The organism is Leptothrix discophora (assembly GCF_030705305.1).
GTDB classification, from domain to species: Bacteria; Pseudomonadota; Gammaproteobacteria; order Burkholderiales; family Burkholderiaceae_C; genus Sphaerotilus; species Sphaerotilus discophorus.
Window position 1 is genome coordinate 60574 of record NZ_JAUZEE010000006.1, and the last position, 24347, is coordinate 84920.

Sequence of the window (24347 nt, forward strand, 5' to 3'; positions counted from 1 at the left end):
ACGACACACCGGAACACCACACCATGGACGCCATGCTGACCCCCGAACTGAGCGCGCTGCAGGCGCGCATCCGCACCTTCATCGCCGACCAGGTCATCCCGCTGGAGGGCGATCCGCGCGGCGGCGCCCACGGGCCGGACGAGTCGCTGCGCCGGGAGCTGATCGAGCGGGCCCGCCGCGCCGAGCTGCTGTCGCCGCATGCGGCGCGCCGCTACGGCGGCCTGGGCCTGAGCCACGTCGGCCGGGCGGTCGCCTTCGAGGAGGCCGGCTACTCGATGCTGGGCCCGGTCGCGCTGAATGTCTTCGCGCCCGACGAGGGCAACATGCACCTGCTGGAGGAGGTCGCCACGCCGGCCCAGAAGGAACAGTGGCTGCGGCCGATGGCCGAGGGCCACATCCGCTCCTGCTTCTGCATGACCGAGCCGGCGCCGGGCGCGGGCTCGGACCCGTCGATGCTGGCGACGACCGCCGTGCCGTACCAGGACGCCAGCGGCGAGGGCTACGTCATCAACGGCCTGAAGTGGTTCATCACCGGGGCCGACGGCGCCCGCCTGGCCATCATCATGGCCATGGTCCCGCAGGTCGGCGCGACCATGTTCCTGGCCGACATGGCCACGCCGGGCATCACGCTCGAACGCAACATGGACACGCTCGACCGCTGCTTCCCGGGCGGCCACGGCGTGGTCCGCTTCAGCGGCCTGCGGGTGCCGGCCTCGGCCATCCTCGGCGAGCTGGGCCAGGGCTTCCGCTATGCCCAGGTGCGACTGTCGCCGGCCCGCCTGACGCACTGCATGCGCTGGCTGGGCGCGGCCCGCCGGGCCCACGACATCGCGGTGGCCTATGCCCGCACCCGCATGGCCTTCGGCAAGCCGATCGGCCAGCACGAGGGCGTCGGCTTCCAGCTGGCCGACAACGAGATGGACCTGCACGTCGCGCGCCTGACCATCCACCACTGCGCCCAGGTGCTGGACGCCGGCCACCTCGGCCTGCACGAGTCCAGCCGCGCCAAGGTGATCGTCTCCGAGGCGGTCTGGCGGGTGGCCGACCGCTGCGTCCAGGTGCTGGGCGGGCAGGGCGTCACCGGCGAGACGGTGGTCGCCCGCATCTTTGCCGACATGCGCGCCTTCCGCATCTACGACGGCCCGAGCGAGGTGCACCGCTGGAGCCTGGCCAAGCACATCATCAAGGGCCATCGCCCGGCCGGGACGGCGGCATGACGGTGGATCGACTCTCGCTGGCCGGCCGCGTCGCGCTGGTGACCGGCGCGTCCAGCGGCCTGGGCCGGCACTTCGCCGGCGTGCTGTCGCAGGCCGGCGCGACGGTGGTGCTGGCCGCCCGCCGGCTCGACAGGCTCGACGAGGCGGTGGCGCAGATCCGCGACCGGGGCCAGGCGGCCCAGGCCGTCGCGCTGGACGTCACCGACGCGGCCAGCGTCAAGGCCGCCTTCGACACGCTGGCCGAGCGCGGCCTGTGCGCCGACGTGCTCGTCAACAACGCCGGCGTGGCGGTCTCGCGCCCGCTGCTGGCGCAGACCGAGGCCGACTGGGACGGCGTCGTCGACACCAACCTCAAGGGCGCCTGGCTGGTCGCGCAGGAAGCGGCGCGGCGGCTGGTGGCGGCCGGCAAGCCCGGCAGCATCGTCAACGTCGCCTCGATCACCGGCGAGCGGGTGGCCGGCGGCGTCGCGCCCTACTGCGCCTCCAAGGCCGGCCTGATCCAGCTGACCAAGGCGATGGCGCTGGAGCTGGCGCGCGTGGGCATCCGCGTCAACGCGCTGGCGCCGGGCTATGTCTCGACCGAGCTGAACCAGGACTTCCTCGCATCGGGTGCCGGCGAACGGCTGCGCGCGCGCATCCCGCAGCAGCGCTTCGGCCGCGTCGAGGACCTCGACGGCCCGCTGCTGCTGCTGGCCAGCGAGGCCGGCGCCTACGTCACCGGCAGCGTGCTGGCGGTCGACGGCGGGCATCTCGTCAGCAGCCTGTGAATCCACCGATCCGAGCGACATGAGCAGCCCCATCGCCCCTCCCGATCCCGTCCTGCTGGCCGACTGGCTGCGCGCCCACGTGCGGCCCTTCCACGGCTCGGTGCAGGTCCAGCCGCTGACCGGCGGCCAGTCCAACCCGACCTACCGCGTGCAGGCCGGCGAGCACCAGTGGGTGCTGCGCCGCAAGCCGCCCGGCGTGCTGCTGACCTCGGCCCATGCGATCGAGCGCGAGCACCGTGTCATGTCCGCGCTGGCCGGCAGTGCCGTGCCGGTGCCTGCCATGCATGTGCTGTGCGAGGACGCGGCGGTGATCGGCTCGCCCTTCTACGTCATGGACTACGTCGAGGGCCGCGTCTTCGCCAGCCCTGACCTGCCCGGCCTCGCGCCGGCCGAACGTGGGGCGATCTTCGACGAGATGAACCGCGTCGTCGCCGCGCTGCATGGCGTGGACGTGCAGGCCGTCGGCCTGGCCGACTACGGCCGGCCGCAGAACTACCTGGCCCGCCAGCTCGACCGCTGGACCCGCCAATACCGCGCCAGCGAGACCGAGCGCCACGAGCCGATGGAGCACCTGATCGATTGGCTGCAGGCCCATCGGCCGGACGACGAGGAGGTCTCGCTGGTGCATGGCGACTTCCGCATCGACAACCTCATCTTCCACCCCACCGAGCCGCGCGTGCTGGCCGTGCTGGACTGGGAGCTGTCGACGCTGGGCCATCCGCTGGTCGACTTCGCCTACCACCTGATGACCTGGCGGGTCACGCCCGAGGAGTTCCGCGGCCTCAAGGGCCATGACCTCGCGGCGCTGGGCATCCCGGACGAGGCGGCCTATGTGGCGGCCTATGCGCGCCGCAGCGGCCGGGCCAGCCTGCCCCACCTGGACTACCACCTGGCCTTCAACATGTTCCGCATGGCCGCGATCCTGCAGGGCATCCTGGCCCGGGCGCTGCAGGGCAGCGCGGCCAGCGCGGACGCCGAGCGCACCGGCCGGCAGGCGCGTCCGATGGCCGAGGCCGGCTGGCGACTGGTGCAGCAGCTGGCGGCGAGCTGAATGCGCGGTCTCGCCCGGCCACGCAGAATCCGCGCCGCATGCTGAAGATCCTCGACGTCACCTTTCCCTTCTTCGCCCTTGTGCTGGTCGGCTGGTTCGCCGCCCGGCGCCGCTGGATGCCGCTGGAGGCCATCCCGGGGCTGAACCTGTTCGTCCTCTACTTCGCGCTGCCCTGCATGCTGCTGCGCTTCGCGGCGGCCACGCCGATCGCCCGCATGGTCGATCCCGGCGTGCTCGGCACCTGGCTGGTCTGCGCGCTGGCGATGGTCGCGCTGGCGCTGCTGGCCGCACGCGGGCTGTCTGGACGGCCGCGCATGGGCTGGGACAACGCCGCCTTCGGCGCGCTGGTGGCGGCCTTCCCGAACTCGGGCTTCATGGGCGTGCCGCTGCTGGTCGACCTGCTGGGCCAGCGGGCGGCGGCGCCGGCGATCGTCGCGCTGTCGATGGACATGATCGTCACCTCGTCGCTGTGCATCGCGCTGTCGCGGCTGGACGCGGCGGGCAGCCACGGTGCCGGCCGGGCGGCGATGAACGCGCTCAAGGGCGTGCTGGTCAACCCGCTGCCCTGGGCCATCGGCGCGGGCTGCGCGGTCTCGGCCAGCGGCGGCAGCCTGCCGCACCTGGTCATGAAGCCGGTCACGATGCTGGCCGACGCCGCCTCGCCGGCCGCGCTGTTCACGCTCGGTGCGGTGCTGGCGCGATCACAGGCACATTCGCAGGCACGTTCACAGGCGCGGGCCGAGGCCGCCGAAGCCGTCGCTCGCCCCGCCGACGCCGCTGCGGCGCCAGCCCACCATCCGCTCGGCGACGTGCCCTGGGTGGTCGCGTTGAAGCTGGTCGTCCACCCGCTGCTGGTCTGGCTGGCCTGCCAGGCCGCGATCGCGCTGGGCGTGCCGCTGGACGCCGACGCGGTGCTGGTCCTGACCCTGCTGGCCGCGCTGCCGAGCGCGAGCAACGTGCCCATGCTGGCCGAACGCTTCCAGGCCGACGCCGGCCGCATCGCCCAGATCGTGCTGCTGACGACGGCGCTGGCCTTCGTGACCTTCACCGCCCTGGTGGCGCTGCTGGTGGGGTGAGCCGCACCGGACCGGTTTGCGCCTGCCCCGATCGGGCGCCCGCCGGCCACGTCTCGTGCGATCCTTCGTCCCGCTGGACCCAGGAGACCGACATGAGCACCGCTGAACACGCCCCCGTCAAGAACCCCGTGCTGGCCGGGTTCCGCCGCCAGGCCGATGCGCTGGTTGCGCAGATGAGCGTCGAGGAACAGGCCCTGCTGCTGTCGGGCGACGGCTGGTGGCAGACCCATGGCATCGAGCGCCTCGGCCTCGCGCCGATGGTCGTGTCCGACGGGCCGCACGGGCTGCGCAAGGTCAACGGACCCGGCCTGGACGGCAGCGTGCCGGCGACCTGCTTCCCGACCGCGCCCGGCCTGGCCGCGACCTGGAACACCGCGCTGGCCCGCGAGGTCGGCGCCGCGCTGGGCCTGGAGGCGCAGGCCAGCGGCGTCCACATCGTGCTCGGCCCGGGCATCAACATGAAGCGCTCGCCGCTGGGCGGGCGCAACTTCGAATACTTCTCCGAAGACCCGGTGCTGGCCGGCCGCATGGCCGCCGCCTACATCGACGGCGTGCAGGGCCAGGGCGTGGGCACCTCGCTGAAGCACTTCGCGGTCAACAACCAGGAATTCGAGCGCATGTCGACCAGCTCGGACGTCGACGAGCGCACGCTGCACGAGATCTACCTGCAGGCCTTCGAGATCGCCATCGCCCAGGTGCCGCCGGAAGCGCAGCCGTGGTCGGTGATGAGTTCCTACAACCTGATCAACGGCGTGCAGGCCAGCGAGCACCGCGAGCTGCTGACCGGCATCCTGCGCGAGCGCTGGGGCTACGAGGGCTTCGTCGTGTCGGACTGGGGCGGCATCCGTGACCGCGTGGCCGGTGTCATCGCCGGCAACCACCTGGAGATGCCCGGCAGCGGCGCGCACAACCGCCAGAAGATCATCGACGCGGTCCATGCCGGCGCGCTCGACCGCGCCGTGCTGGCGCGCGTCACGGCCGAGCTGGTCGCGGTCATCCTGATGGCCCATGCCCGCCACCGGCCCGGCAGCACCTTCGACGCCGAGGCCCACCACGCGCTCTCGCGCCGCGTCGGTGCCGAAGGCATCGTGCTGCTGAAGAACGAGGGCAACGTGTTGCCGCTGGCGGCGGGCACGCGCGTCGCGGTGATCGGCGACTTCGCCCAGGCGCCGCGCTACCAGGGCGCCGGCAGCTCGCAGGTCAACCCGACGCGGGTGGCCCGTCCGCACGACGAGCTGGTGGCGCTGCTGGGCGCGGAGCAGGTCCGCCATGCCCGCGGCTGCGACGAGGAGGGCGTGACCACCGACGCGCTGGTGGCCGAGGCGGTGGCGGTGGCGCAGGCCTGCGACGTCGTGCTGGTCTTCGCCGGTCTGCCCGACAGCTACGAGTCCGAGGGCTTCGACCGTCGCCACATCGACCTGCCACCGGGCCAGGACCGGCTGATCGAGGCGCTGGCCGCTGCGCACCCGAAGGTGGTCGTCGTGCTGATGAACGGCTCGGCCGTGGCCATGCCCTGGGTCGACAGCGTGCCGGCCATCGTCGAAGGGTGGCTGGGCGGACAGGCCGGTGGCGGTGCCATCGCCGACGTGCTGACCGGCCGCGTCAACCCGTCCGGCAAGCTCAGCGAGACCTTCCCGGTCAGCCTGCAGCAGACGGCCGCCTGGCCGAACTTCCCCGGCCGCGACGGCCAGGCCTGGTATGGCGAGGGCCTGTTCATCGGCTATCGCCACCACGACAAGCGCGGCCTGCAGCCGCTGTTTCCCTTCGGCCACGGCCTGAGCTACACGCGCTACGACTACACCGCGATCCGCACGGATGCGTCGACCTTCGACGTCGACGCGGACTTGGATGGGGGTGGCCGGCTGGTGGTCGAGGCGACGCTGGAGAACACCGGCGAGCGCGCCGGCCAGGAGGTCGTGCAGCTCTACGTGCGCGAGCGTGCGCCGCATGTCGTGCGGCCCGAGCGCGAGCTGCGCGCCTTCGCCAAGGTCAGCCTGGCACCCGGCGCGTCGACCACCGTGCGCTTCGAGCTGGGCCGGCGCGACTTCGCCCACTACGACATCGGCCTGCACGACTGGGCCGTGACGCCGGGCACCTACGACATCCAGGTCGGTGGCTCATCGCGTGAGCTTCCGCTCTGCGCGACGGTCGAGGTGCAGGCCAGCCGGGCCCGTCGTCAGCCGCTGACCCGGCAGTCGATGGTGCAGGACTTCCTCGGCCGCCCCGGCGGCCAGGCCGCCTACGACGAGCTGCTGCGCGCGCTCGGCATGGGCGGGCTGGTCGACCCGGTCGATGAGGCCGCGCTCGCGAAGCTGACCCCCGAGCAGCTCGCCGCCAAGCGCAAGGGCGACCGCGGCGCGCTGGCCTTCGCCAACGAGATGCCGCTCTACAAGCTCCCCGCCATGTCCGGCGGGCGCTGCAGCGATGCGCGCATTGACGCGCTGGTGAGGGTGTTCGGAGGGTGAGGCGGCCCCGGTTCCCGTCGCCATCGGGCGACGCCGGCCTACGGTAGGTCGGATACCCCGTGTCCGACCTACCGGGCCCGCTCGGCCGCCTCGATCGTGTTGACCAGCAGCATCGTGATGGTCATCGGCCCGACGCCGCCGGGCACCGGGGTGATCCAGCCGGCGACGTCCTTGACGCCGTCGAAGTCGACGTCGCCGCAGAGCTTGCCCTCGTCGTTGCGGTTCATGCCGACGTCGATGACGACGGCGCCGGGCTTGACCCTGTCGGCGGTCAGCACGTTGCGCTTGCCGACGGCGGCGACCACGATGTCGGCCTGGCGGGTGTGGTGGGCCAGGTCGGTCGTGCCGCTGTGGCAGACCGTCACGGTGGCGTTGGCCGCCAGCAGCATCATGGCCATGGGCTTGCCGACGATGTTGCTGCGGCCGATGACGACCGCGTGCTGGCCGCGCAGGTCCTTCAGGCCGATGGATTCGAGCATCTTCATGCAGCCGTAGGGCGTGCAGGCCTTGAAGCCCGGTTCACCGACCATCAGCGCGCCGGCGCTGGCGACGTGGAAGCCGTCGACGTCCTTGAGCGGCGAGATCGCCTCGATCACGGCGTGGTCGTCAATGTGCTTCGGCAGCGGCAGCTGGACCAGGATGCCGTGGATGGCCGGGTCGGCGTTGAGCGCCTCGATGCGCGCGAGCAGTTCGGCCTGGGTCATCGAGGCGTCGTGTTTCTCCAGCACCGAATGCAGGCCGCTGTCGGCGCAGGCCTTGACCTTGTTGCGCACGTAGACGGCGCTGGCCGGGTTGTCGCCCACGAGGATGACGGCCAGACCGGGCCGGATGCCGCGCGCGGTCAGGGCGGCGGCGCGTTGCGCGACGTCGGCGCGGAGCTGGCGGGAAAGGGCGTTGCCGTCGATCAGCTGGGCGGTCACGGCGGCCTCCTTCAATTGAAGACGATCGTGCTGTGGCCGTTGAGCAGCACGCGCCGCTCGGTGTGCCACTTGACGGCGCGGGCCAGCACCTGGCTCTCGGTGTCGCGGCCGATGGCGGTCAGGTCCTCCGGGCTCATCGCGTGATCCACCCGGGCGACGTCCTGCTCGATGATCGGACCCTCGTCGAGGTCGGCGGTCACGTAGTGCGCGGTCGCGCCGATCAGCTTCACGCCCCGGTCGTGGGCCTGGTAGTAGGGCCGCGCGCCCTTGAAGCTGGGCAGGAAGCTGTGGTGGATGTTGATGGCGCGGCCCGACAGGCGCCGGCACATCGGGTCGGACAGCACCTGCATGTAGCGCGCCAGCACGACCAGTTCGGCGCCCTCGCGCTCGATGATCTCGAGCTGCCTCGCCTCGGCCTCGGGCTTGGTCGCCGCCGTCACCGGGATGTGGTGGAAGGGCACGTCATGGCTGGCCGCCAGGCGGTAGAAGTCGCGGTGGTTGGAGACGATGGCCTTGGGCGCGATCGGCAGCAGGCCGGACTTCCAGCGGAACAGCAGGTCGTTGAGGCAATGGCCGTGCTGGCTGACCAGGATGACGGTCGGCACCGGCTCCTGGTGCGGGTGCAGGCCGATGGTCATGGACCATTCGCCGGCCAGCGTGCGCAGCTCGGTGGCCAGGGCCTCCTGGACCGCGCTGGCGCAGCTGAACTGCACGCGCATGAAGAACATCGCGGTGCGGGCGTCCTGGTGCTGGGCGGCTTCCTCGATGTTGGCCTCGTGGCGCAGCAGCGCGCCGGAGACGGCATGCACGATGCCGGGCTTGTCGGGACAGGACAGGGTCAGGATGAAGGCGGAGCGCATGGGCGGGTTCCTGTTCAGATCTCGATGTGGACGATGTCGTCCTCGATCTTGGTGGCGTAGGTCTTGAGGGCGACGCAGACCGGCGCGCCGAGCGGACGGCCGTCGCGGATGTCGAAGCGGCCGTTGTGCTTCGGGCATTCGATGACGTGGCCCGACACCAGGCCGTCGCACAGGTGCACCTTCTCGTGCGTGCACAGGCCGTCGCTGGCATAGGCACGGTCCTCGACGCGGTAGATCGCGAAGGTCCGGCCGGCGTGGTCATGGCGGGTGACGTCCTCGTCGTCGATGGCGTCGAAGGACACGGTGGGGATCCAGGTGGACATGGGCTTTCCTTGAAGGGGGAATCGGGGTTCGGGGGATCAGGTGAGCCGCCGGGGCTCGGGGTGCAGCGAGCGGGCCAGCGCCTCGCACAGGGCCAGCGCGTTCAGCAGCCGGCGCGAGTCGGTGCCCAGGCGCATCACGATGCCGCCGTGGGCCCGCAGCTCGTGGCGGTTCATGCGACCGCGCACGAGGCTCAGCACGCGCGGTCCGTAGGGCAGGGGATCACGCGGGCGGGTCTCGGGCGTCAGGTCCTGCCAGACGGCGACCTGGACCAGCCAGTCGCCCGGCTGGGCCGCCGCCTCGGGGTGGGGGCCGAGCACCTGCAGGCCACCGCGCAGGTGGGTGGCGAGGGTCTCGTCGGTCGGTCCGGCCGCGACGACGTGGATGCGCCGGGCGCCCCGCAGCGCCTGCACCGCGAGCCGGAACTCGGGTCGCACGACCAGGCCCTTGAGGCTGCCCAGGCCGAGCGCGCTGGCCTCGATGTCGGCCAGCGCGCGGGCGCTGTCCGGGTGCAGCCAGTCGTCGGGCGTGGCGACCGGATCGGGCGTCTCGCGCCCGGCCCGCTCGACCATCGCGTACTTCAGTTCCTGGAAGCCGCGCAGCCCGAAGCGCTGGGCCAGCCGCACGACCGAGGCGGGGATGGTTCCGCAGGCCCGCGCGACGTCCTGGATGCGGTGGTGGTGCAGCGTGGCCGCGTGGTCGATGCAGTAGCGCGCGACGTGGCCGAGCTTGGGGCTCAGGTTCGGCAGCTCGCTCTGCATCTCCAGCAGCAGCCGCGAGGCGGCCGTGTCGCGGCTGGCGACAGGCCCGGGGCCGGACCCGGTGCCGGCCGGGCTGGCGTGGACAGCGTGTAGCGCATGCATGCAGGTCTTCCTTTCAAGGACGTTCCGGATCACATGAACGACAGGCACGACAGGCCGGCGTCGGCCCTGCGGCTAAAGTGGCTGGCATAGCCCCGAACAGCGAATCGACCAGCGATGTCCCGAGACCCGTCGAGCACCCGAAAGATCACCGCCAGCGATGTCGCCGAGCGCGTCGGCGTGTCCAAGTGGACCGTCTCGCGCGCCTTCACCGACGGCGCTTCGATCGCGCCCGACGTGCGCGAACGCGTGCTGCAGGCCGCCGCCGAGATGGGCTACTCGCCCAACCTGCTGGCGCGCAGCCTGACGACCCGCAGCTCGCGTCTGGTCGCGCTGGTGGTCGACGAACTCGGCAACCCGAACCAGCTCTTCCTGATCAACGAGGCGACCCGGCAGCTGCAGGCCCGCGGCTTCAGCTCGCTGCTGCTCAACCTCAGCCCCGAATACGGTCCGGCGGCGGCCCTGCGGCTGGCCGACCAGTTCCAGGTCGACGGCATCATGTTCATGGGCACCTCGCTGAACCAGGAGCTGATCGAGCTGGCGCAGAAGATCCGCCGCGTGCCGCTGGTGGTCGTCAGCCGCAACTCGTCGCTGTCCAACATTCCCTTCGTCACCACCGATGGCTATGCCGCCGGTGCCGAGATCGCCGACCTGTTCCTGTCGCAAGGCCTGCGCCGCATCGGCCACATGACCGGCCCGGCCTCGGAGCGCACCGAGCTGCGCCGGCTCGACGGCTTCCGCGACCGGCTGGAGGCCTGTGGCGTGCCGCTGGCCTGCGTGCTGCATGCCGATCACTACCGCCGCGACCAGGCCATGCAGGCCCTGCTGAAGTACCTCGGCGCGACCCCGCGCGAACAGCGCATCGAGGCGCTGTTCTGCGAGAGCGACATCCTGGCGATCGGTGCGCTCGACGCGCTGCATTCGACCGGCAACCTGCACCGCCTCGCGGTCGTCGGCTTCGACGACATCGAGATGGCCTCGGCACCGCCCTACCAGCTGACCACCTTCCGCCAGCCGGTCGACCACCTCGTCGCCGAGGCGATCCGCCGCATCCTCGATCCGGACGCGCTGGACGCCGGCTCGCTGCTGGCGCCGGGCACGCTGGTGCTGCGCGGCTCGCATCGCCGGCTCGGCTGAGCCGGCGGGCGAACGGTCAGCCGACGACCGGCCGGCCGTCCTTCAGCCGCACCGTCTGGCCGGTCTTGCACGACAGCGTCGCGGCCTCGGCCACGGCCAGCGCGTTGACGCCATCCTGCAGCGTGACCGGGTAGCCGGTGCCGGCCTTGACCGCATCGATGAAGGCACGCCATTCGGCCTCGTAGGCACGCATGTAGCGCTCCAGGAAGAAGTACTCCGGCTTGGCACTGGTGGCACCGGCGGTGGTCACCTTGTTGACCGTGTTCTCCAGCACGTTGCCGGCCTGCAGCAAGCCAGTCGAGCCCAGCAGTTCGAGGCGCTGGTCGTAGCCGTAGACGGCGCGGCGGCTGTTCTTGATGACGGCGATGCGGCCGTCGGCCCAGCGCAGCGTGATGACGGCGGTGTCGACGTCACCGGCCTCACCGATGGCGGGATCGACGATGCTGGTGCCCACGGCCGAGACCTCCACCGGCGCGCCACCGAAGATCCAGCAGGCCATGTCGAAGTCGTGGATGGCCATGTCGCGGAACAGGCCGCCCGAGACCTGGATGTAGCTGACCGGCGGCGGGGCCGGGTCGAACGACGTGATGGACAGCAGCTCGCCCTTGCCGATCTCGCCGGCCTCGAGGGCGCGCTTGACGGCGGCGAAGTTCGGGTCGAAGCGGCGGTTGAAGCCGATCATCACGGGCTTGCCGGTCTTCGCCACGGCAGCTTGGCAGGCCAGCGCGCGTTCGAGGCTCAGGTCGACCGGCTTCTCGCACAGCACGGCCTTGCCGGCGGCGGCGGCGGCCTCGATCAGGCCAGCGTGGGTGTCGGTCGAGGTGGCGATCAGCACCGCATCGATGGACGGGTCGTGGATGATGTCCAGCGAGCTGCGGGCCTGCGCGCCGTAACCGGCGGCGAGCTTCTCGGCGGCCGCCTGGTTGACGTCCGACACCGCGACCAGCTGGCTGTCCGCGTTGGCGGCGATGCTCTTGGCGTGAACGTTGCCGATGCGGCCTGCGCCGAGCAATCCGACCTTGATCATGTTGGGAACTCCGAAAGTGGGGGCGGGCGACAAGGATGCGCCACGCGGGGTGGAACGGGAAGGGACTGGCTCAGTCCGTGAGCCTGGCAAGGAACTGGTCGAACTCGGCATCTGCGATCGGCACGACGTGCTCGGGCGCCGGGTAGGCGCCGGTGTTCACGTCGGCGACGAACTCCTGGAAGGCGGCGACACGCTCGCGCTGCAGGCGCTCGAACTCGGCGGCGAAGTTGCGGTAGGTCTTGGCATGGCGCGGCTTGTGGCCGCGGGTGTGGCCCAGCACGTCCTCGGTGAAGAGGTACTGCGCATCCGCGCCGGGGCCGGCACCCATGCCCAGCATCAGCACCGAGGTGCGGCGCGAGATCTCGGCCGCGACGCGGTCGGGCACGACCTCCAGCTCGGCGGCGAACACGCCGATGGCTTCGAGCCGCTGCACGTGCTGCCACACCGCCAGCGCGCTCGGGGCGGTCTTGCCGACCGCCTTGAAGCCGCCGGTCCAGGTCGCCTGCGACGGGATCAGCCCGACATGGCCGACCACCGGCACGGCCTCGTCGCACAGGCGTTTCTGGATGTCCAGCGAGGCGGCGCAGTAGACGCAGTCGCCGCCCAGGCCCATGAAGTGGAAGGCCTCGCGCAGGTAGTCCTCGGCGGTGATGAGCTTGCCGTAGGGGCCGTAGGGCAGGCCGACCTGCACGAAGCAGTGGCCGGCGGCGGCGCGCATCTCGGCCGTGAAGAAGCGGCCCTCGATGGACAGCATGTCCACGCCGGCCGCATCGGCCGCGGCGGCCTCCTCGGGCGTCGTGACGTAGAGCATCGAGATCTGGCGCTTGCCCTTGAGGGCGCGCATGTCGGCCACGGTCGGGCGACGGCTGCGGGCGGTGGACGTGGTGAGGCTCATGGGGATGTCCTGTTTCCGGCCGTTCAGACGGTGAAGGCGCTGCGGAAGGCTTCGAGTGCCGCATCCGCGTCGCCGGAGGCAAAGGCCTCCATGCAGACGGCGCCGGTGTAGCCCATGCCCTTGAGGGCGCGGGCGACGCCGGCGTAGTTGACCTCGCCGGTGCCGGGCTCCATGCGGCCGGGCACGTCGGCGACCTGCACCTCGCCGATCCACGGCAGGCAGGCGCGGCACAGCGCGATCAGGTTGCCCTCGCCGATCTGGGCGTGGTAGAGGTCGAGGTTGAGCTTCAGGCCGGGGCGGTTGATCGAGGAGACCAGCGCCAGCGTGTCGCGGGCCAGCGCGAAGGGCACGCCGGGATGGTCGACCGGCAGGTTGAGGTTCTCGATCATGAAGGTCACGCCGTGGGCCTCGGCCAGGTCGGCGATGCGGTTGAGCGTGTCGCGGGCCTTGAGCCACATCGCGCCGGTGACGGTCTCGCAAGGCGTGACCGGCAGGCCGCGATCGCCCAGTCCGGTGCCGTGCAGGTTCAGGCGCGCCACGTTCAGGCGCTGGCCCACGGCGATGGCTTCGGCGGCGGTGGCCAGCAGCTCGTCGGCACCGGCATCGTCGGCCAGGCGGCCGCGCAGGTAGCCGGTCATGGAGGAGAAGCGCGTGCCGGCGGCGGCCGCCGCCTCCAGCATCGCCAGCTCATGGTTCTGCCAGCCCCAGATGCCGACCTGGTAGCCCATCTCGGTCAGGCGGGCGAGGCGCCAGGCCATCGGGCGGTCGTTCCAGAGCATCTCGGCGCAGGCGGCCAGCACAAAGGGGGAGTTCACGTCAGGGGTCCTTCCGGTAGGTCTGGGTGCAGTGTAGAAAGCCGTGCATCCGGTTGCAAGATAATCAGAAAGATTTTTCTCTTATGTCGATCCGACCCACGGGAAAACGCTAGGGCAAACCCGGTGGGCTCGGCCACGAACGGGGTGACTTCCTCGGAGCATGCGACCAAAGAGGCCATCCCATGGACTCGCAATGCCAGTTCTTGCCGGGAAAATACTTAGAAGATTTTTTCCAAGTCGCCGATAAAGTCCATTGCACTCGGTTGCAAGAACCGCCCTTCAAGGACACGACAGACCATGGATGACTCGCACTTCGGCGTGCGCAACAAGCGCGGCGACTGGGCCCCGACCGGCCGGCGCGAGGTGGCGCCCTTCTGGGCCTGGCCGCCGCAGCTGGGCAAGGTGCTGGCCTGGCTGCCGGGCTATGTCTGGCCCTGGAACGCCTTCCACCTCGCCACCGCGCTGCTGTGGTGGTTCTTCGTCGTGCCCGATGCGGCGACGCTCAAGGTGCTGTCCTGGGGCTGGCCGGCCTGGCTGCTGGCGGTCAACTGGGTCGCCTGCCTGGCCTGGTACGGCGCCTTCGAATGGCGGCTCTACCGCCAGCGGGCCCAGGCCGGGCGCTTCAAGTACCACCACAAGTTCCCGTCCGAATCGCCCTCGGACGTGTTCTGGTTCAAGAGCCAGAACATCGACAACTTCCTGCGCAGCTTCCTGATCTCCATCCCGCTGTGGACGCTGGTGCAGGTGATCTTCCTGTGGTGCTGGGCGAACGGCATCGGCGCCTGGCTGACCTGGGACGAGCATCCCGTCTACCTGACGCTGCTGCTGCTGCTGTCGCCGGCCATCCACGAGGTCCACTTCTACGCGATCCACCGGCTGATCCACACGCCGCAGCTCTACAAGTGGATCCACTCGATCCACCACAACTCGGTCAACCCGAGCCCGTGGTCCTCGCTGAGCATGCACCCGGTCGAGGGCTTCCTGTACCACGCGGTCGCGCTGTGGCACCTGGTGATCCCGTCCAACCCGATCGTGGCGATGTTCCAGCTGCATGCGGCCGGCTTCGGCGCCATCAACGGCCACATCGGCTTCGACCGCATCGAGCTGGGCGATGAGCGCTGGATGCACAGCCATGCCTACACGCACTACCTGCACCACAAGTACTTCGAGGTGAACTTCGGCGGCGACGGCCTGGTCCCGCTGGACCTCTGGCTGGGCACCTGGCACGACGGCAGCAAGGACGGCGAACGCCAGATGCAGGCCCGCTACGAACGCAAGCTGGCGCGCATGAACGCCGGCAAGGCCGGTTGAGGCACTCGGGCTGGCTCATCGAACGAGCCACCTGACCTCGCACCGCCCGGATCCGATCCCCACGCGCAGTTTTTCCCCCACGACGGCCGCCAGGCGCGGGCGGCTCCCCACGATCTTTCCGACAGACCTGACAGACCAGGAGACAACCATGACCTTCCTCAGCAAGACCTTCAAGCTGCTGGCCGCGACGGCCGCCATCGCCGCCGCCACCAGCGCCCTGGCCGCCGGCCCCCGCATCTTCGTGATCGGCGGCAAGGCCGACGATCCGTTCTGGTCGCGTGTCAAGAAGGGTGCCGATGACGCCGGCCTGGTCGTCAAGGCCGCCGGTGGCAGCGTGACCTGGCTGGGTCCGCAGACCTACGACAACCTCGGCCCGGACGCCGCCAAGCTGATCCGCACCGCGCTGAGCCAGAAGCCCGATGCCATCGTCGGCCCGGACTGGGTGCCCGAGGCGATGGACGCGGCCTTCAAGGAAGTGGTCGCCGCCGGCGTGCCGCTGATCATCTACAACGCCGGCGGCATGGAGGCGGCCAAGCGCCTGGGCGCGATGAACTACGTCGGCAGCGAGGAATACGTCGCCGGCCAGGGCGGCGGCGAGTACTTCACCAAGAGCGGCGCGAAGAACGTGCTGTGCGTGAACACGCAGCCGGGCTCGACCAACCAGGAATCGCGCTGCAAGGGCGTCGCCGACGGCATGGCCAAGGCCGGCGGCAAGTCGACCCAGCTGCCGCTGCCGGCCTCGTCCTTCGGCAACCCGACGGCGGTCGCCCAGGCGGTCAAGGCGGCCCTGCAGAAGGACAAGACGGTCGACGGCATCATCACCATCAGTGCCGGCGACGCCACCAGCGCCGCCACCGGCATCGCCCAGGCCGGCCTCGTCAAGCAGGTCAAGCTCGGCACCTTCGACATCGACCCGACCAATCTGGCCCGCATCCAGGACGGCACGCAGCTGTTCTGCATCGACCAGCAGCCCTACCTGCAGGGCTACCTGGCCGTGTCCATGCTCAACAGCTTCGTGCAGTACGGCCTGAAGGTGCCCAGCGCGCCGCTGCTGACGGGCCCCGGCATCGTCGACGCGTCCAACGTGGCGGCCACGCTGGCCGGTGCCAAGGCCGGCGCGCGCTGATCCGGCGCCGATCCTGCCCTGATCCCCACGTCGTGCGCCGGTCTGGCCCGGGCCCCATCCCGGGCCGGACCGGCGGGGTCGGTCGTCCCCACGGCGGCTGGCGGCCCCTGCAGTCCTTCCGCCGTGCACCTCAAGCCCGCACCATGAACCCGTCCCTCACCACCGCCCCGCCCGCCGGGGCCGCCACCGACCCGAGCCCGCGCATGCCCACCCTTCAACTCGGCAACCTCCTGCGACGTCCGGAGACCGGCTCGTTCATCGGCCTCGTCTCGGTCTTCGTCTTCTTCGCCATCTTCGGTGGCGAGACCTTCCTGTCGACCAGCGGCGCGGCCAGCTGGCTCAACATCGCGGCCGAGCTGGGCATCATCGCCCTGCCGGTCGGCCTGCTGATGATTGCCGGCCACCTCGACTTGTCGGTCGGCAGCGTGATCCCGGCCAGCTCGATGACGGTGGCCATCGTCTCGGGCCACTACGGCCTGCCGATGCCCGTGGGCATCGCCGCCGCGCTCGGCCTGGGCCTGGCGATCGGCTTCATCAACGGCTACCTGATCGTGCGCACCGACCTGCCGTCCTTCGTCGTCACGCTGGCCACGCTGTTCGCGGTCGCCGGCCTGACGCTGGGCCTGTCGGTGATCGTCGCGGGCAGCACCAGCGTCGCGCTCAAGGCCGACCCGGTCACCAAGGCCATCTTCGGCGACTACATCGACGGCAAGTTCCAGATCGTGCTGCTGTGGTGGATCGCCGCCGCGCTGCTGGTCGGCTTCATCCTCAGCCGCACCAGGTACGGCAACTGGATCCTGGCCCTCGGCGGCGACAAGGTCAGCGCCCGCAATGCCGGCATCCCGACCGACAAGCTCAACATCGCGCTCTACATGGGCAGCGGCTTCTGCTCGGCCTTCGTGGGCATGTGCCAGGCCATCCTCTACAACAGCGCGCAGGTCTCGGCCGGCCAGTCCTTCATCTTCAACTCGATCATCGCGGTGGTCATCGGCGGCGTGATCCTGACCGGCGGCTACGGCTCGGTGCTGGGCATCGTGCTGGGCACCATGACCTTCGCGATCGTGAACCAGGGCATCTACTACACCGGCTTCGACGCCAACTGGGCCAGCCTGATCATCGGCGTCCTGCTGCTGGCCGCCGTGCTGCTCAACAACACCTTCCGGACCAAGGCGCTGTCGCACTCGAAGTCCACCGCCAAGAAGAAGGCCTGACCATGAACGCACCCCTGCTCCAGCTTTCGGGCATCTACAAGTCCTTCGGTCCGGTCGATGTCCTGCACGACATCTCGCTGGAGGTGAAGGCCGGCGAGGTCCTGTGCCTGCTCGGCGACAACGGCGCGGGCAAGTCCACGCTGATCCGCATCCTGTCGGGCGTGCACCAGCCGACCCGCGGCGAGATGCGCATGAACGGCCAGGCCGTCTCGTTCCAGAACCCGCGCGAGGCCAGCGAACACGGCATCTCGACGGTGCACCAGTTCGGCGGCACCTTCCCGCTGATGAGCATCGGCCGCTCCTTCTTCGTCGGTGCCGAGCCGACGAAACGCTGGGGGCCCTTCGAGGTCTTCGACCGCAGGAAGGCCAACGAGATCGCGGTGCGCGAGATGCGCCAGCTGGGCATCACCCGCATCGACGACGGCAACCGGCTGGTCGGCGGGCTGTCCGGCGGCGAGCGCCAGGCGCTGGCGATCGCCCGTGCGGTCCACTTCGGCGCGAGCGTGCTGATCCTCGACGAGCCGACCGCCGCGCTGGGCGTCAAGGAAGCGGCGCATGTGCTGCGCATCATCCTGCAGGCCCGCAAGAAGGGCGTCGCGGTCATCTTCATCACCCACAACGTGGTGCATGCGCTGACCGTGGGCGACCACTTCGCGGTGCTGATCCGCGGGGCCAAGGCGGCCGACTTCCGCAAGGGCGAGAAGAGCCGCGAGGAGATCACCGACCTGATGGCCGGCGGCGAGGCCATGGCCGAGCTGGAGGCCGAGATCGAGGGCTACATGGCCACGCACGACGGCCATCCGCCGCAGGTGGCCTGAGCCACGCCCGCCGCTGGCTCATCGACCGAGCCAGCGCCGGGCGCCTCAGGCGTCGAAGGTCTCCGAGCCGTCCGGCTCGACGTGCGGCGTGCCGTTCATGGCCTGGCGCAGCCGCGAGAGTTCCTCGTAGATGCGCCGGCGCGCCCGGTTCTGGTTGCCCAGCGGGCGGTGCGCTTCCAGTGCATGCCACGGGTGGATCGACAGCCGGTGCGCGAAGGCCAGCTGCGCCGGGCTGTCGAAGACCTGCTGCGGGATGTGCAGCGTGGCCACCGGGACCGGCGGGGACAACCGCTCGCTCCAGCGCACCGAGGCGTTCTCGATCGGCGTGTGGCGGGCATCGACCTGGCGCTGCACGCACAGCTCAAAGGCGGCGTCGCGCGTGCGCAGCGTCGCGGCCAGGGCCTCGCGCAGGTAGTTCGGCGAGGGCCGGCCGGGCAGGCCCGGCACCGCGCGGGGCGGGCCGTCGCCGAGCGGCCGGAACTGGTACTGCATGACCGCCTCCGGCCCGAGCCGGTAGGGCACGCAGCCCCAATAGCCGGTCTCCAGCGGGCTGGTCTGGGTGCGCGACCAGAGCGCCTGCATCAGGCTGTCGAGCAGGTGGCCACGCAGGAAGTACCACAGCGGCGTGCCGCGCCGGATCATGGCCTGCAGCTGCGCGTTGGCGATCACGTCCGGCGTGGTGAAGACCGGCGTGCTGATGCCGGTCAGGTCCTGCGTGTGGCGCTCGTCGTCCATCAGCTTGGGGCCGGGCACGTCCATCACCTTGACGCCCAGGCTGAGCACGCCGACGTCGTCGATGTCCGGCGGGCTGGCCGGCCCCGGGCCGCCGAAGCGCACCCAGGCCGGGTAGCGCCGGGGCGTCGCGAAAAGGCCGTGGCGCAGCGCCTCGGGCAGGCCGTCGTGCACGCGCAGCTCGGCCCGCACGACGCCATGGGTCTTGGTGTTGCCGGCGCGTTCGTACTCGCCGGGGCGGTAGAGGCGGTGCATGTGGTCGCGCATGTCGCGCACGATCGCGTCGACGCAGGCCTCCTCGCCGGGCAAGGGCGTTTCCTCGCCCGGCCGCTCGCGCACGCGCGCCGGCTGCAGGCGGATCAGGGCCTGCACGACGCGGGTCAGCGGCTCGCGCAGCAGGCTGTCCAGCGCCGGCCGCACCAAGGGGTCGACGCGCCGTTCCAGCTGCATCAGCCGGACGAGGCTGCCGTGCAGCGCGCGTTCCAGCGCGCCGGCCGGGGGCGGGCGGTTCATGGTGCCGCCCCGTCGCCGACCGTGGCCAGGTAGCGCAGCGCGCGCCGTCCGGGCAGGAAGAAGTAGCCGCCGCCGCGCACGGTGACGAAGCGCGGCAGGCCCTCCAGGCGCTGGCCCGGGCCACCGGCCTGCGGCAGCGTCATCGTGTCGCTCGGTCGCCCGGCCGCGTCGGGCAGGCGATGGCCCAGCAGCGGGTCGCTCTCGCCGCTCAGGCCGCCGAATTGCGTGCTGGCGATCCAGGCGCCCTGCACGAACTCGAACTGGCGGCTCAGGCTGGCGTTCAGCGCCACGAAGGCCAGGCCCTGCGGCGCGTCGGCCGGGCCGTAGGTCCGGCCACGCCGCAGCAGGCGATGGAAGCGGGTCGACGCGATCCGGTCGCGCTCGCGGGCGGCCGCGTCCAGCCCGAGCGTGCGCAGCAGCCAGGACAGGCCGGTGTTGTCGCCCGGCGGCAGGTCGGCGTTGCGCGGGTTGCTGCGTCGGATGTGCGCGCCGACGGGGCAGCGCAGGCCGTCCGTATCGGCGTCGAAGGTGAAGCCTTCGGGATCCCCTGCGTCCGCATCGACCAGCGGCGTGCCATCGCGGCGGCGGCCGACCAGGCGCTCGGCCAGGCGCTCGCGCGCGGCGGCGTCGCCACCGGCCAGCCGGTCCATGCAGGACCAGAAGCCGGCCACGTCCTGCGCCAGCTGGCGCAGCACCAGGTAGCTGCCGTTGCGGCCGAGGTCGCGCTGGCCGGGCTGGTCCTCGGCATCCGGTAGCAGGCCCTGCGGGTCGCGTGCAGGATCGAGCAGCGGCCGCTCGGTGTAGCCGCCGTATTCGTTCGGGTAGCCGAGCAGGAACTCGCCCAGGCAGGTCAGCGGCGCATAGGCCAGCCGGGTCTGGTCGCGCGGCGGCCGTTCGCGGGCCCAGTCCAGTTCGGGCTGCGACAGGCCGTCGGCGAAGCCGAAGGGCTCGCGGCCGTCGAGCGCCTCGCCGCCCAGCGTCGTGACCGTGTCGAAGGCCGTGCCCCAGCCGGTCGCGGCATCGGCGAGTTCGGCCTGCCAGCCGGCCAGCCGGCCGGGCTGCGCATAGAGCATCAGCAGCAGGTGCGGCAGGCGCTCGCCGCAGCCCCACAGCCAGCCGGCCGACGCGTTCGGGCCGATGTCGCCGAGCCGGCGGGCCTGGCTCTCGTCCTGGCCCAGGCCGAGCAGGAACTCGTCGGAGAAGCCGGCCAGCAGGTCCTCGGGCAGGCCGAGCGCGCGCAGGCCGGGCGCCGTCAGCGCGACCTGCAGGACGCGGGCGGGCAGCGGCTCGGCACGCCGTGCGCTGGCCACCGGCGCGTCCGCCAGCCAGCGCCGCGCGGCGGCCGCGTCGCGCACCCGCAGCAGCACGAAGGCCGATTCGGGATGGTCCTTGTAGGCCCGCCGCAGCAGGCCCTGCACGTCGTCGAGGTCGACCGACGCATGCGTCGTCGACCGGCCGGTGGGGCTGCGCCGGGACCCGGTCATAGCAGCTTCAGCCAGGCCAGGGCCTCGGCCTCGGTGAGGTCGGTGCGGGCCAGGCCGTCGCGGATGCGCTGGTGGCGCGCCAGGTCGACCAGGCTCAGGCCGGGATAGGCCTTGAACCAGACCTGCGTGGGCACCTGGTGGCGGCGCTGGTAGGGCTTGAAGCGGTGCTCCCGGCGCGCGCCGCCCAGCACCAGCCAGCGGGTGCGCGGCCAGCCCACACCATTGCTGAAGACGAGGTTGAGGCCCCAGGCGACCTTGTTGATGAAGTCGTCCATGTAGCCCTGGTGGCTGCCGTCGTAGTTGCTGATGAAGAGCACGCGCGAGCGAGCGTCCAGGCAGACCCAGCGGGCGAAGTGGATGGTCTGCACCCGCGCCAGGTAGCCGCGCGTGTAGAGGTGGCGGCAGCTGTAGTCGATGGCCAGCAGCAGCGCGGCGAGCAGCCAGCCCCGGAAGCGACCGGGCTTGACCGGGCCGATGGCGGTGTACTGGTTGGTGACGTCGCGGTCTTCCAGCGCCTGCAGCGTGCGCAGCAGGCCGGGGTCCGGGCGCGGGCAGATCTCCGGGTCGGCTTGCTCGCGCTGGCGCAGCAGCCAGAGCAGCACCGGCAAGGCCAGCAGCAGCAGCGGCCAGAGCAGCACCCCGAGCAGCAGCCCGATCGCCGGCACCGCCAGCAGGTGCAGCCACCGGCGCAGTTGCCAGGCCAGCGGCGTGGGGGCCTCGGGCGTGAGCCTCAGCTCGCCGGCCTGCACGGCGGCGCGGGCGCGCGCCTGCAAGGCGGCATGCAGGCGCCGTGCGCCGTCCGGGGCGGCGAGTGGCTCGGTCCGTGAGCCTGAGGGCAGACGGGCCGACAGCCAGGCCTGCAAGGCCTGTTCCTCGTGCACCTGCTGCACCGTGCGGCCGAGCGTGTTGACGTAGGCCGCCTGGGCCGGTCGCGCCCGCGCCAGCAGCCAGGCCAGCAGGTCGGCTGGAGCGTCGCCCTGCGGATCGAAGCCGGCGCAGTGGCCGAACAGTTGCCGCAGGCCGTCGCCGGCACGCGCGACCAGGTCGGCCAGGCAGTCGCGCGCCGGGCCGTCGCAGTCGATCATCAGGACCAGCGCGGTCGGCAGCCGGGGGCGCGGTGGCCGCGTGCGTGCATCGGGCAGGGCGTCGAGGTCGGCCTGCAGCGCATCGTCGATCAGCACCAGGCGGGCGAAGTGGATCTGCCCGAAGGCGCCGAAGGGCAGCACCGGATGGGCCGGATCGGCCAGGCCGGGCTCGCGGTTCATGCCGTCGAGCAAGGCCCGCAGCGCGGCCTCGCGGCCGGCGGCCAGCGGCGCGACGACGGTGCAGTGGTCCTGGGGCGTCATGACCGGGCCCGCAGGCTCAGAACTGCAGCGCGAAGTCGATCAGCCGGTCGCGGCCCCAGTAGACCTTGCCGAGGTAGAGGCCCGGCCCGATCAGGCGGATCTCGTCGCGGATGTAGTGCGCCACGATCGAGGTGTCCGAGTAGTCGAGCACGATGCATTCCTTGCCGTCCAGCCAGCTCGGGGCCTTGTAGACCTTGGCCAGGATGGCCTCGACGTGGAAGATCAGGATGCGGTTCTTCAGCACGCCCTTGGCGGAGTCGAACACCTTGCCCTGCCAGGCGAACAGGTTGACGACCTGGGCGATGGTCTCGGTGTAGCGCGTGCCCGGCGCGATGATGGCCGTGCCGGTGGCGACGCCATCGGGGATGTCTCCGGCCGGACTGGCCTCGAACAGCTCGTCCAGTTCCTTCTGGCTCATGTCCAGCAGCCGTGCGACGTCGATGCTCATGTCGTGCTCCTTGGGTGGGTTCCGGTTGCAGGGCCGCCGCCCGGCGGCCGGGGTGGATCGCCTTGTTGCAGCAGCGTCTCGGCGGCCTTCTCGCCGACGAGGTAGACCGCTGCGGCGACGAAGAAGCCGGGGATGCGCGGGAAGACCGAGGCATCGACCACGCGCAGCCGGCGCAGGCCGTGGACGCGGAAGTCGCTGGCCAGCACGCCGCCGTCGGCCACCGGCCCGATCGGGCAGGAGCACGAGGCGTGGTGGCCCCAGGCGGTGTCGCGCACATGGCGGGCCAGGGCCTCGTCGCTGTCGACCGCCAGGCCGGGCGAGGTTTCCTCGGCGATGACGCCGGATGCGCGCAGCGGCTCGGTCAGGCGGCGCACGAAGCGGATCGCCTCGACCATCGCGCGCAGGTCCTCGCCGGCCTGGTCGTCGCCTTCCTCGAAGTAGCGGAAGTCGATGTGCGGCGGCTCCAGCGGGTCGGCCGACCGCAGCGTGACGCGGCCGGCGCGGTTGCGCGTATGGGCCTTCAGCACGGCCCAGGTCAGGCGGTCGGCATGGGCCTCGATGGCACGCGAATAGCCCGGCGCATAGCCCTCGAACAGCGTGGGCAGGGCCATGCAGAAGAGGTCCGGCTCGGGCGCGCGGCGGCTCGATCGCCGCACCACCGCGAGCGCCGCGCCGCTGCCGTCGTAGAGGCTGGAGCGGCGCTCGCGCCAGCGCTGCCAGGGCCGGTCGCCACGCCGGAAGCGCGCGCCGTCGAGCAGTTCCCAGGGCTGGCCCATGCGGTGGGTCAGCGCGATCTCGTAGCGGTCCTGCAGGTTGCGGCCGACGCCGGCCAGGTCGTGCCGGACGGCGATGCCGTGGCGGCGCAGTTCCTCGGCCGGGCCGATGCCCGAGAGCATCAGCAGCTGCGGCGTGTTGAAGGCGCCGCCGCACAGCACGACCTCGCGGCCGGCCTGCACGGTGCGGCGTTCGCCCGGCGTGCGCGCTGGCAGCGCATGGGCGCGGTAGAGGTGGCGGCCCTTGAGGTACTCGACGCCGCAGGCCGCGCCCTCGGCATCGAACAGCACCCGGGTGGCGAGCGCATCGGTCTCGACATGCAGCCGGCCGGGATGCCGTTGCGCGACCTGCAGCAGCCGCTCGCGCGTGCCGGTGCGGCGATGGCCGGCGGTCGACAGCGGCGTGTAGCACAGGCCCTCGAAGCTGCCGCGCCAGAGCTTCGGGCCGCGCGCGTTCGGGTCGCCCGCGCCCCACAGCGCATGGCGCAGGCCGTCGATCGGGTGACGCCAGCCGGCCAGCAGCGTCGCGGCGGTGCGGGCCGCCAGCGCGACCATGCCGGGGTCGCCCAGGGCCTGCAGCGGCACCGAGCGTTCGGTGCGCAGCCAGCCGTTCCAGCCGTGGCCGGTCGGGTCCAGGCCGAGGTGGCGCAGCGCGCGCCAGACCGGCCGGTGGCGGCAGTCCTCCAGCCGCTTCAGGTGGCGCCGCATCGCGCTGGCGCGCCAGCTGCGGTCGCCGGTCAGGCCGGCGATGTGGTCCCAGTCCGAGTCGTGCGGCGGCATGAAGATCATCGCGTTGTGGGCCGTGCAGCCGCCCAGCGCGGCCGCGCGCGGGTAGAGCACGCCGTCGCGCTCGGCGACGAACTTCGGGTCACGCGCCTGGCGCTGCGTGTCGGCGTAGTGGCGGACGTGGAAGTTCCAGCTGATGGCCGGGTTCTCGCTCGCATGGGCATGGAAGCCGGGCACCTCGTAGTCGTCGGGCAGGCGCGCGTCGACGGCGGCAGCGTCGGCATCGGCCGGGTCCGGTCCGGCCTCGATCAGGAAGACCCGCTGGCCGCCCTCGACCAGCCGCGCGGCCAGCGTGCCGCCGCCGGCACCGGAGCCGACCACGACGTAGTCCCAGCTGCGTTGGTGGGCCGGCATCGTCGTGTCCATCGGGCTTTCCGGCCGGGGCGAT

The 24347-nt window shown here is 71.5% G+C and carries 22 protein-coding genes; 10 read left to right on the forward strand and 12 right to left on the reverse strand.

Annotated elements, in window-relative coordinates; all coding sequences use genetic code 11:
• The first annotated feature begins 23 nt into the window (after nucleotides 1–23).
• From Q8X39_RS12275 to Q8X39_RS12295, 5 genes are all read left to right on the forward strand, one after another.
• Nucleotides 24–1217, forward strand: coding sequence for an acyl-CoA dehydrogenase family protein (locus tag Q8X39_RS12275; protein WP_305749972.1), 1194 nt, complete (start codon nucleotides 24–26; stop codon nucleotides 1215–1217).
• On the forward strand, nucleotides 1214–1984 hold the full coding sequence (locus Q8X39_RS12280) for an SDR family NAD(P)-dependent oxidoreductase (protein ID WP_305749973.1): 771 nt from the start codon (nucleotides 1214–1216) through the stop codon (nucleotides 1982–1984). The genes Q8X39_RS12275 and Q8X39_RS12280 overlap by 4 nt, the downstream gene beginning before the upstream one ends.
• Before the next feature lie 19 nt (nucleotides 1985–2003).
• On the forward strand, nucleotides 2004–3035 hold the full coding sequence (locus Q8X39_RS12285) for a phosphotransferase family protein (protein WP_305749974.1): 1032 nt from the start codon (nucleotides 2004–2006) through the stop codon (nucleotides 3033–3035).
• Nucleotides 3036–3073: 38 nt separating this feature from the next.
• Nucleotides 3074–4111 carry an AEC family transporter gene (locus Q8X39_RS12290; protein ID WP_305749975.1) on the forward strand — a complete coding sequence of 346 codons (1038 nt, stop codon included), beginning with the start codon at nucleotides 3074–3076 and terminating at the stop codon, nucleotides 4109–4111.
• Nucleotides 4112–4203: 92 nt separating this feature from the next.
• Nucleotides 4204–6576, forward strand: coding sequence for a beta-glucosidase family protein (locus Q8X39_RS12295; protein ID WP_305749976.1), 2373 nt, complete (start codon nucleotides 4204–4206; stop codon nucleotides 6574–6576).
• 68 nt (nucleotides 6577–6644) lie between these two features.
• On the opposite strand, the gene folD is transcribed toward Q8X39_RS12295, so the two are convergent.
• The 4 genes from folD to Q8X39_RS12315 are packed head-to-tail and all read right to left on the reverse strand — an operon-like array spanning nucleotide 6645 to nucleotide 9540.
• Nucleotides 6645–7496 (reverse strand): bifunctional methylenetetrahydrofolate dehydrogenase/methenyltetrahydrofolate cyclohydrolase FolD, encoded by an 852-nt coding sequence (folD, locus tag Q8X39_RS12300; protein ID WP_305749977.1) that lies wholly within the window; start codon nucleotides 7494–7496, stop codon nucleotides 6645–6647.
• An 11-nt stretch (nucleotides 7497–7507) separates the two neighbouring features.
• Nucleotides 7508–8356, reverse strand: a complete 849-nt coding sequence (purU, locus tag Q8X39_RS12305; RefSeq protein WP_305749978.1) for a formyltetrahydrofolate deformylase — start codon at nucleotides 8354–8356, stop codon at nucleotides 7508–7510.
• A gap of 14 nt (nucleotides 8357–8370) precedes the next feature.
• Nucleotides 8371–8679, reverse strand: coding sequence for a non-heme iron oxygenase ferredoxin subunit (locus Q8X39_RS12310; protein ID WP_305749979.1), 309 nt, complete (start codon nucleotides 8677–8679; stop codon nucleotides 8371–8373).
• 36 nt (nucleotides 8680–8715) lie between these two features.
• On the reverse strand, nucleotides 8716–9540 hold the full coding sequence (locus Q8X39_RS12315) for a MurR/RpiR family transcriptional regulator (protein ID WP_305749980.1): 825 nt from the start codon (nucleotides 9538–9540) through the stop codon (nucleotides 8716–8718).
• 114 nt (nucleotides 9541–9654) lie between these two features.
• Here Q8X39_RS12315 and Q8X39_RS12320 point away from each other — a divergent pair, with 114 nt between their 5' ends.
• The gene (locus Q8X39_RS12320; protein ID WP_305749981.1) at nucleotides 9655–10674 is read left to right on the forward strand and encodes a LacI family DNA-binding transcriptional regulator; all 1020 of its coding nucleotides are present in this window, start codon (nucleotides 9655–9657) and stop codon (nucleotides 10672–10674) included.
• 16 nt (nucleotides 10675–10690) lie between these two features.
• Here Q8X39_RS12320 and iolG read toward each other — a convergent pair whose 3' ends face one another.
• From iolG to Q8X39_RS12335, 3 genes are all read right to left on the reverse strand, one after another.
• Nucleotides 10691–11701, reverse strand: a complete 1011-nt coding sequence (gene iolG / locus Q8X39_RS12325) for an inositol 2-dehydrogenase (protein ID WP_305749982.1) — start codon at nucleotides 11699–11701, stop codon at nucleotides 10691–10693.
• A gap of 70 nt (nucleotides 11702–11771) precedes the next feature.
• Nucleotides 11772–12596 (reverse strand): 3-methyl-2-oxobutanoate hydroxymethyltransferase, encoded by an 825-nt coding sequence (locus Q8X39_RS12330; protein WP_305749983.1) that lies wholly within the window; start codon nucleotides 12594–12596, stop codon nucleotides 11772–11774.
• Between the two features lie 23 nt (nucleotides 12597–12619).
• The gene (locus Q8X39_RS12335) at nucleotides 12620–13411 is read right to left on the reverse strand and encodes a TIM barrel protein (RefSeq protein ID WP_305749984.1); all 792 of its coding nucleotides are present in this window, start codon (nucleotides 13409–13411) and stop codon (nucleotides 12620–12622) included.
• 297 nt (nucleotides 13412–13708) lie between these two features.
• Here Q8X39_RS12335 and Q8X39_RS12340 point away from each other — a divergent pair, with 297 nt between their 5' ends.
• The 4 genes from Q8X39_RS12340 (at nucleotide 13709) to Q8X39_RS12355 (ending at nucleotide 17877) form a co-directional block, all read left to right on the forward strand.
• On the forward strand, nucleotides 13709–14722 hold the full coding sequence (locus Q8X39_RS12340; RefSeq protein ID WP_305749985.1) for a sterol desaturase family protein: 1014 nt from the start codon (nucleotides 13709–13711) through the stop codon (nucleotides 14720–14722).
• Nucleotides 14723–14870: 148 nt separating this feature from the next.
• Nucleotides 14871–15848 carry a sugar ABC transporter substrate-binding protein gene (locus Q8X39_RS12345; RefSeq protein WP_305749986.1) on the forward strand — a complete coding sequence of 326 codons (978 nt, stop codon included), beginning with the start codon at nucleotides 14871–14873 and terminating at the stop codon, nucleotides 15846–15848.
• A gap of 143 nt (nucleotides 15849–15991) precedes the next feature.
• Nucleotides 15992–17059 carry an ABC transporter permease gene (locus Q8X39_RS12350; protein ID WP_305749987.1) on the forward strand — a complete coding sequence of 356 codons (1068 nt, stop codon included), beginning with the start codon at nucleotides 15992–15994 and terminating at the stop codon, nucleotides 17057–17059.
• Between the two features lie 2 nt (nucleotides 17060–17061).
• Nucleotides 17062–17877 (forward strand): ATP-binding cassette domain-containing protein, encoded by an 816-nt coding sequence (locus Q8X39_RS12355; protein WP_305749988.1) that lies wholly within the window; start codon nucleotides 17062–17064, stop codon nucleotides 17875–17877.
• Nucleotides 17878–17922: 45 nt separating this feature from the next.
• Here the strand turns inward: Q8X39_RS12355 and Q8X39_RS12360 are convergent, their stop codons facing one another.
• Genes Q8X39_RS12360 through Q8X39_RS12380 form a run of 5 tightly spaced genes read right to left on the reverse strand, consistent with a single transcriptional unit; the run spans nucleotide 17923 to nucleotide 24325 of the window.
• Nucleotides 17923–19122: a catalase family protein gene (locus Q8X39_RS12360; RefSeq protein WP_305749989.1), complete on the reverse strand. Its 1200-nt coding sequence runs from the start codon at nucleotides 19120–19122 to the stop codon at nucleotides 17923–17925.
• Nucleotides 19119–20606 carry a Dyp-type peroxidase gene (locus Q8X39_RS12365; RefSeq protein ID WP_305749990.1) on the reverse strand — a complete coding sequence of 496 codons (1488 nt, stop codon included), beginning with the start codon at nucleotides 20604–20606 and terminating at the stop codon, nucleotides 19119–19121. The genes Q8X39_RS12360 and Q8X39_RS12365 overlap by 4 nt, the downstream gene beginning before the upstream one ends.
• On the reverse strand, nucleotides 20603–21952 hold the full coding sequence (locus tag Q8X39_RS12370; RefSeq protein ID WP_305749991.1) for a hypothetical protein: 1350 nt from the start codon (nucleotides 21950–21952) through the stop codon (nucleotides 20603–20605). Before Q8X39_RS12370 ends, Q8X39_RS12365 begins: the two co-directional genes overlap by 4 nt.
• Nucleotides 21953–21968: 16 nt before the next feature.
• The gene (locus tag Q8X39_RS12375; RefSeq protein WP_305749992.1) at nucleotides 21969–22400 is read right to left on the reverse strand and encodes a hypothetical protein; all 432 of its coding nucleotides are present in this window, start codon (nucleotides 22398–22400) and stop codon (nucleotides 21969–21971) included.
• On the reverse strand, nucleotides 22397–24325 hold the full coding sequence (locus tag Q8X39_RS12380; protein WP_305749993.1) for a GMC family oxidoreductase: 1929 nt from the start codon (nucleotides 24323–24325) through the stop codon (nucleotides 22397–22399). Before Q8X39_RS12380 ends, Q8X39_RS12375 begins: the two co-directional genes overlap by 4 nt.
• Nucleotides 24326–24347 lie beyond the last annotated feature (22 nt).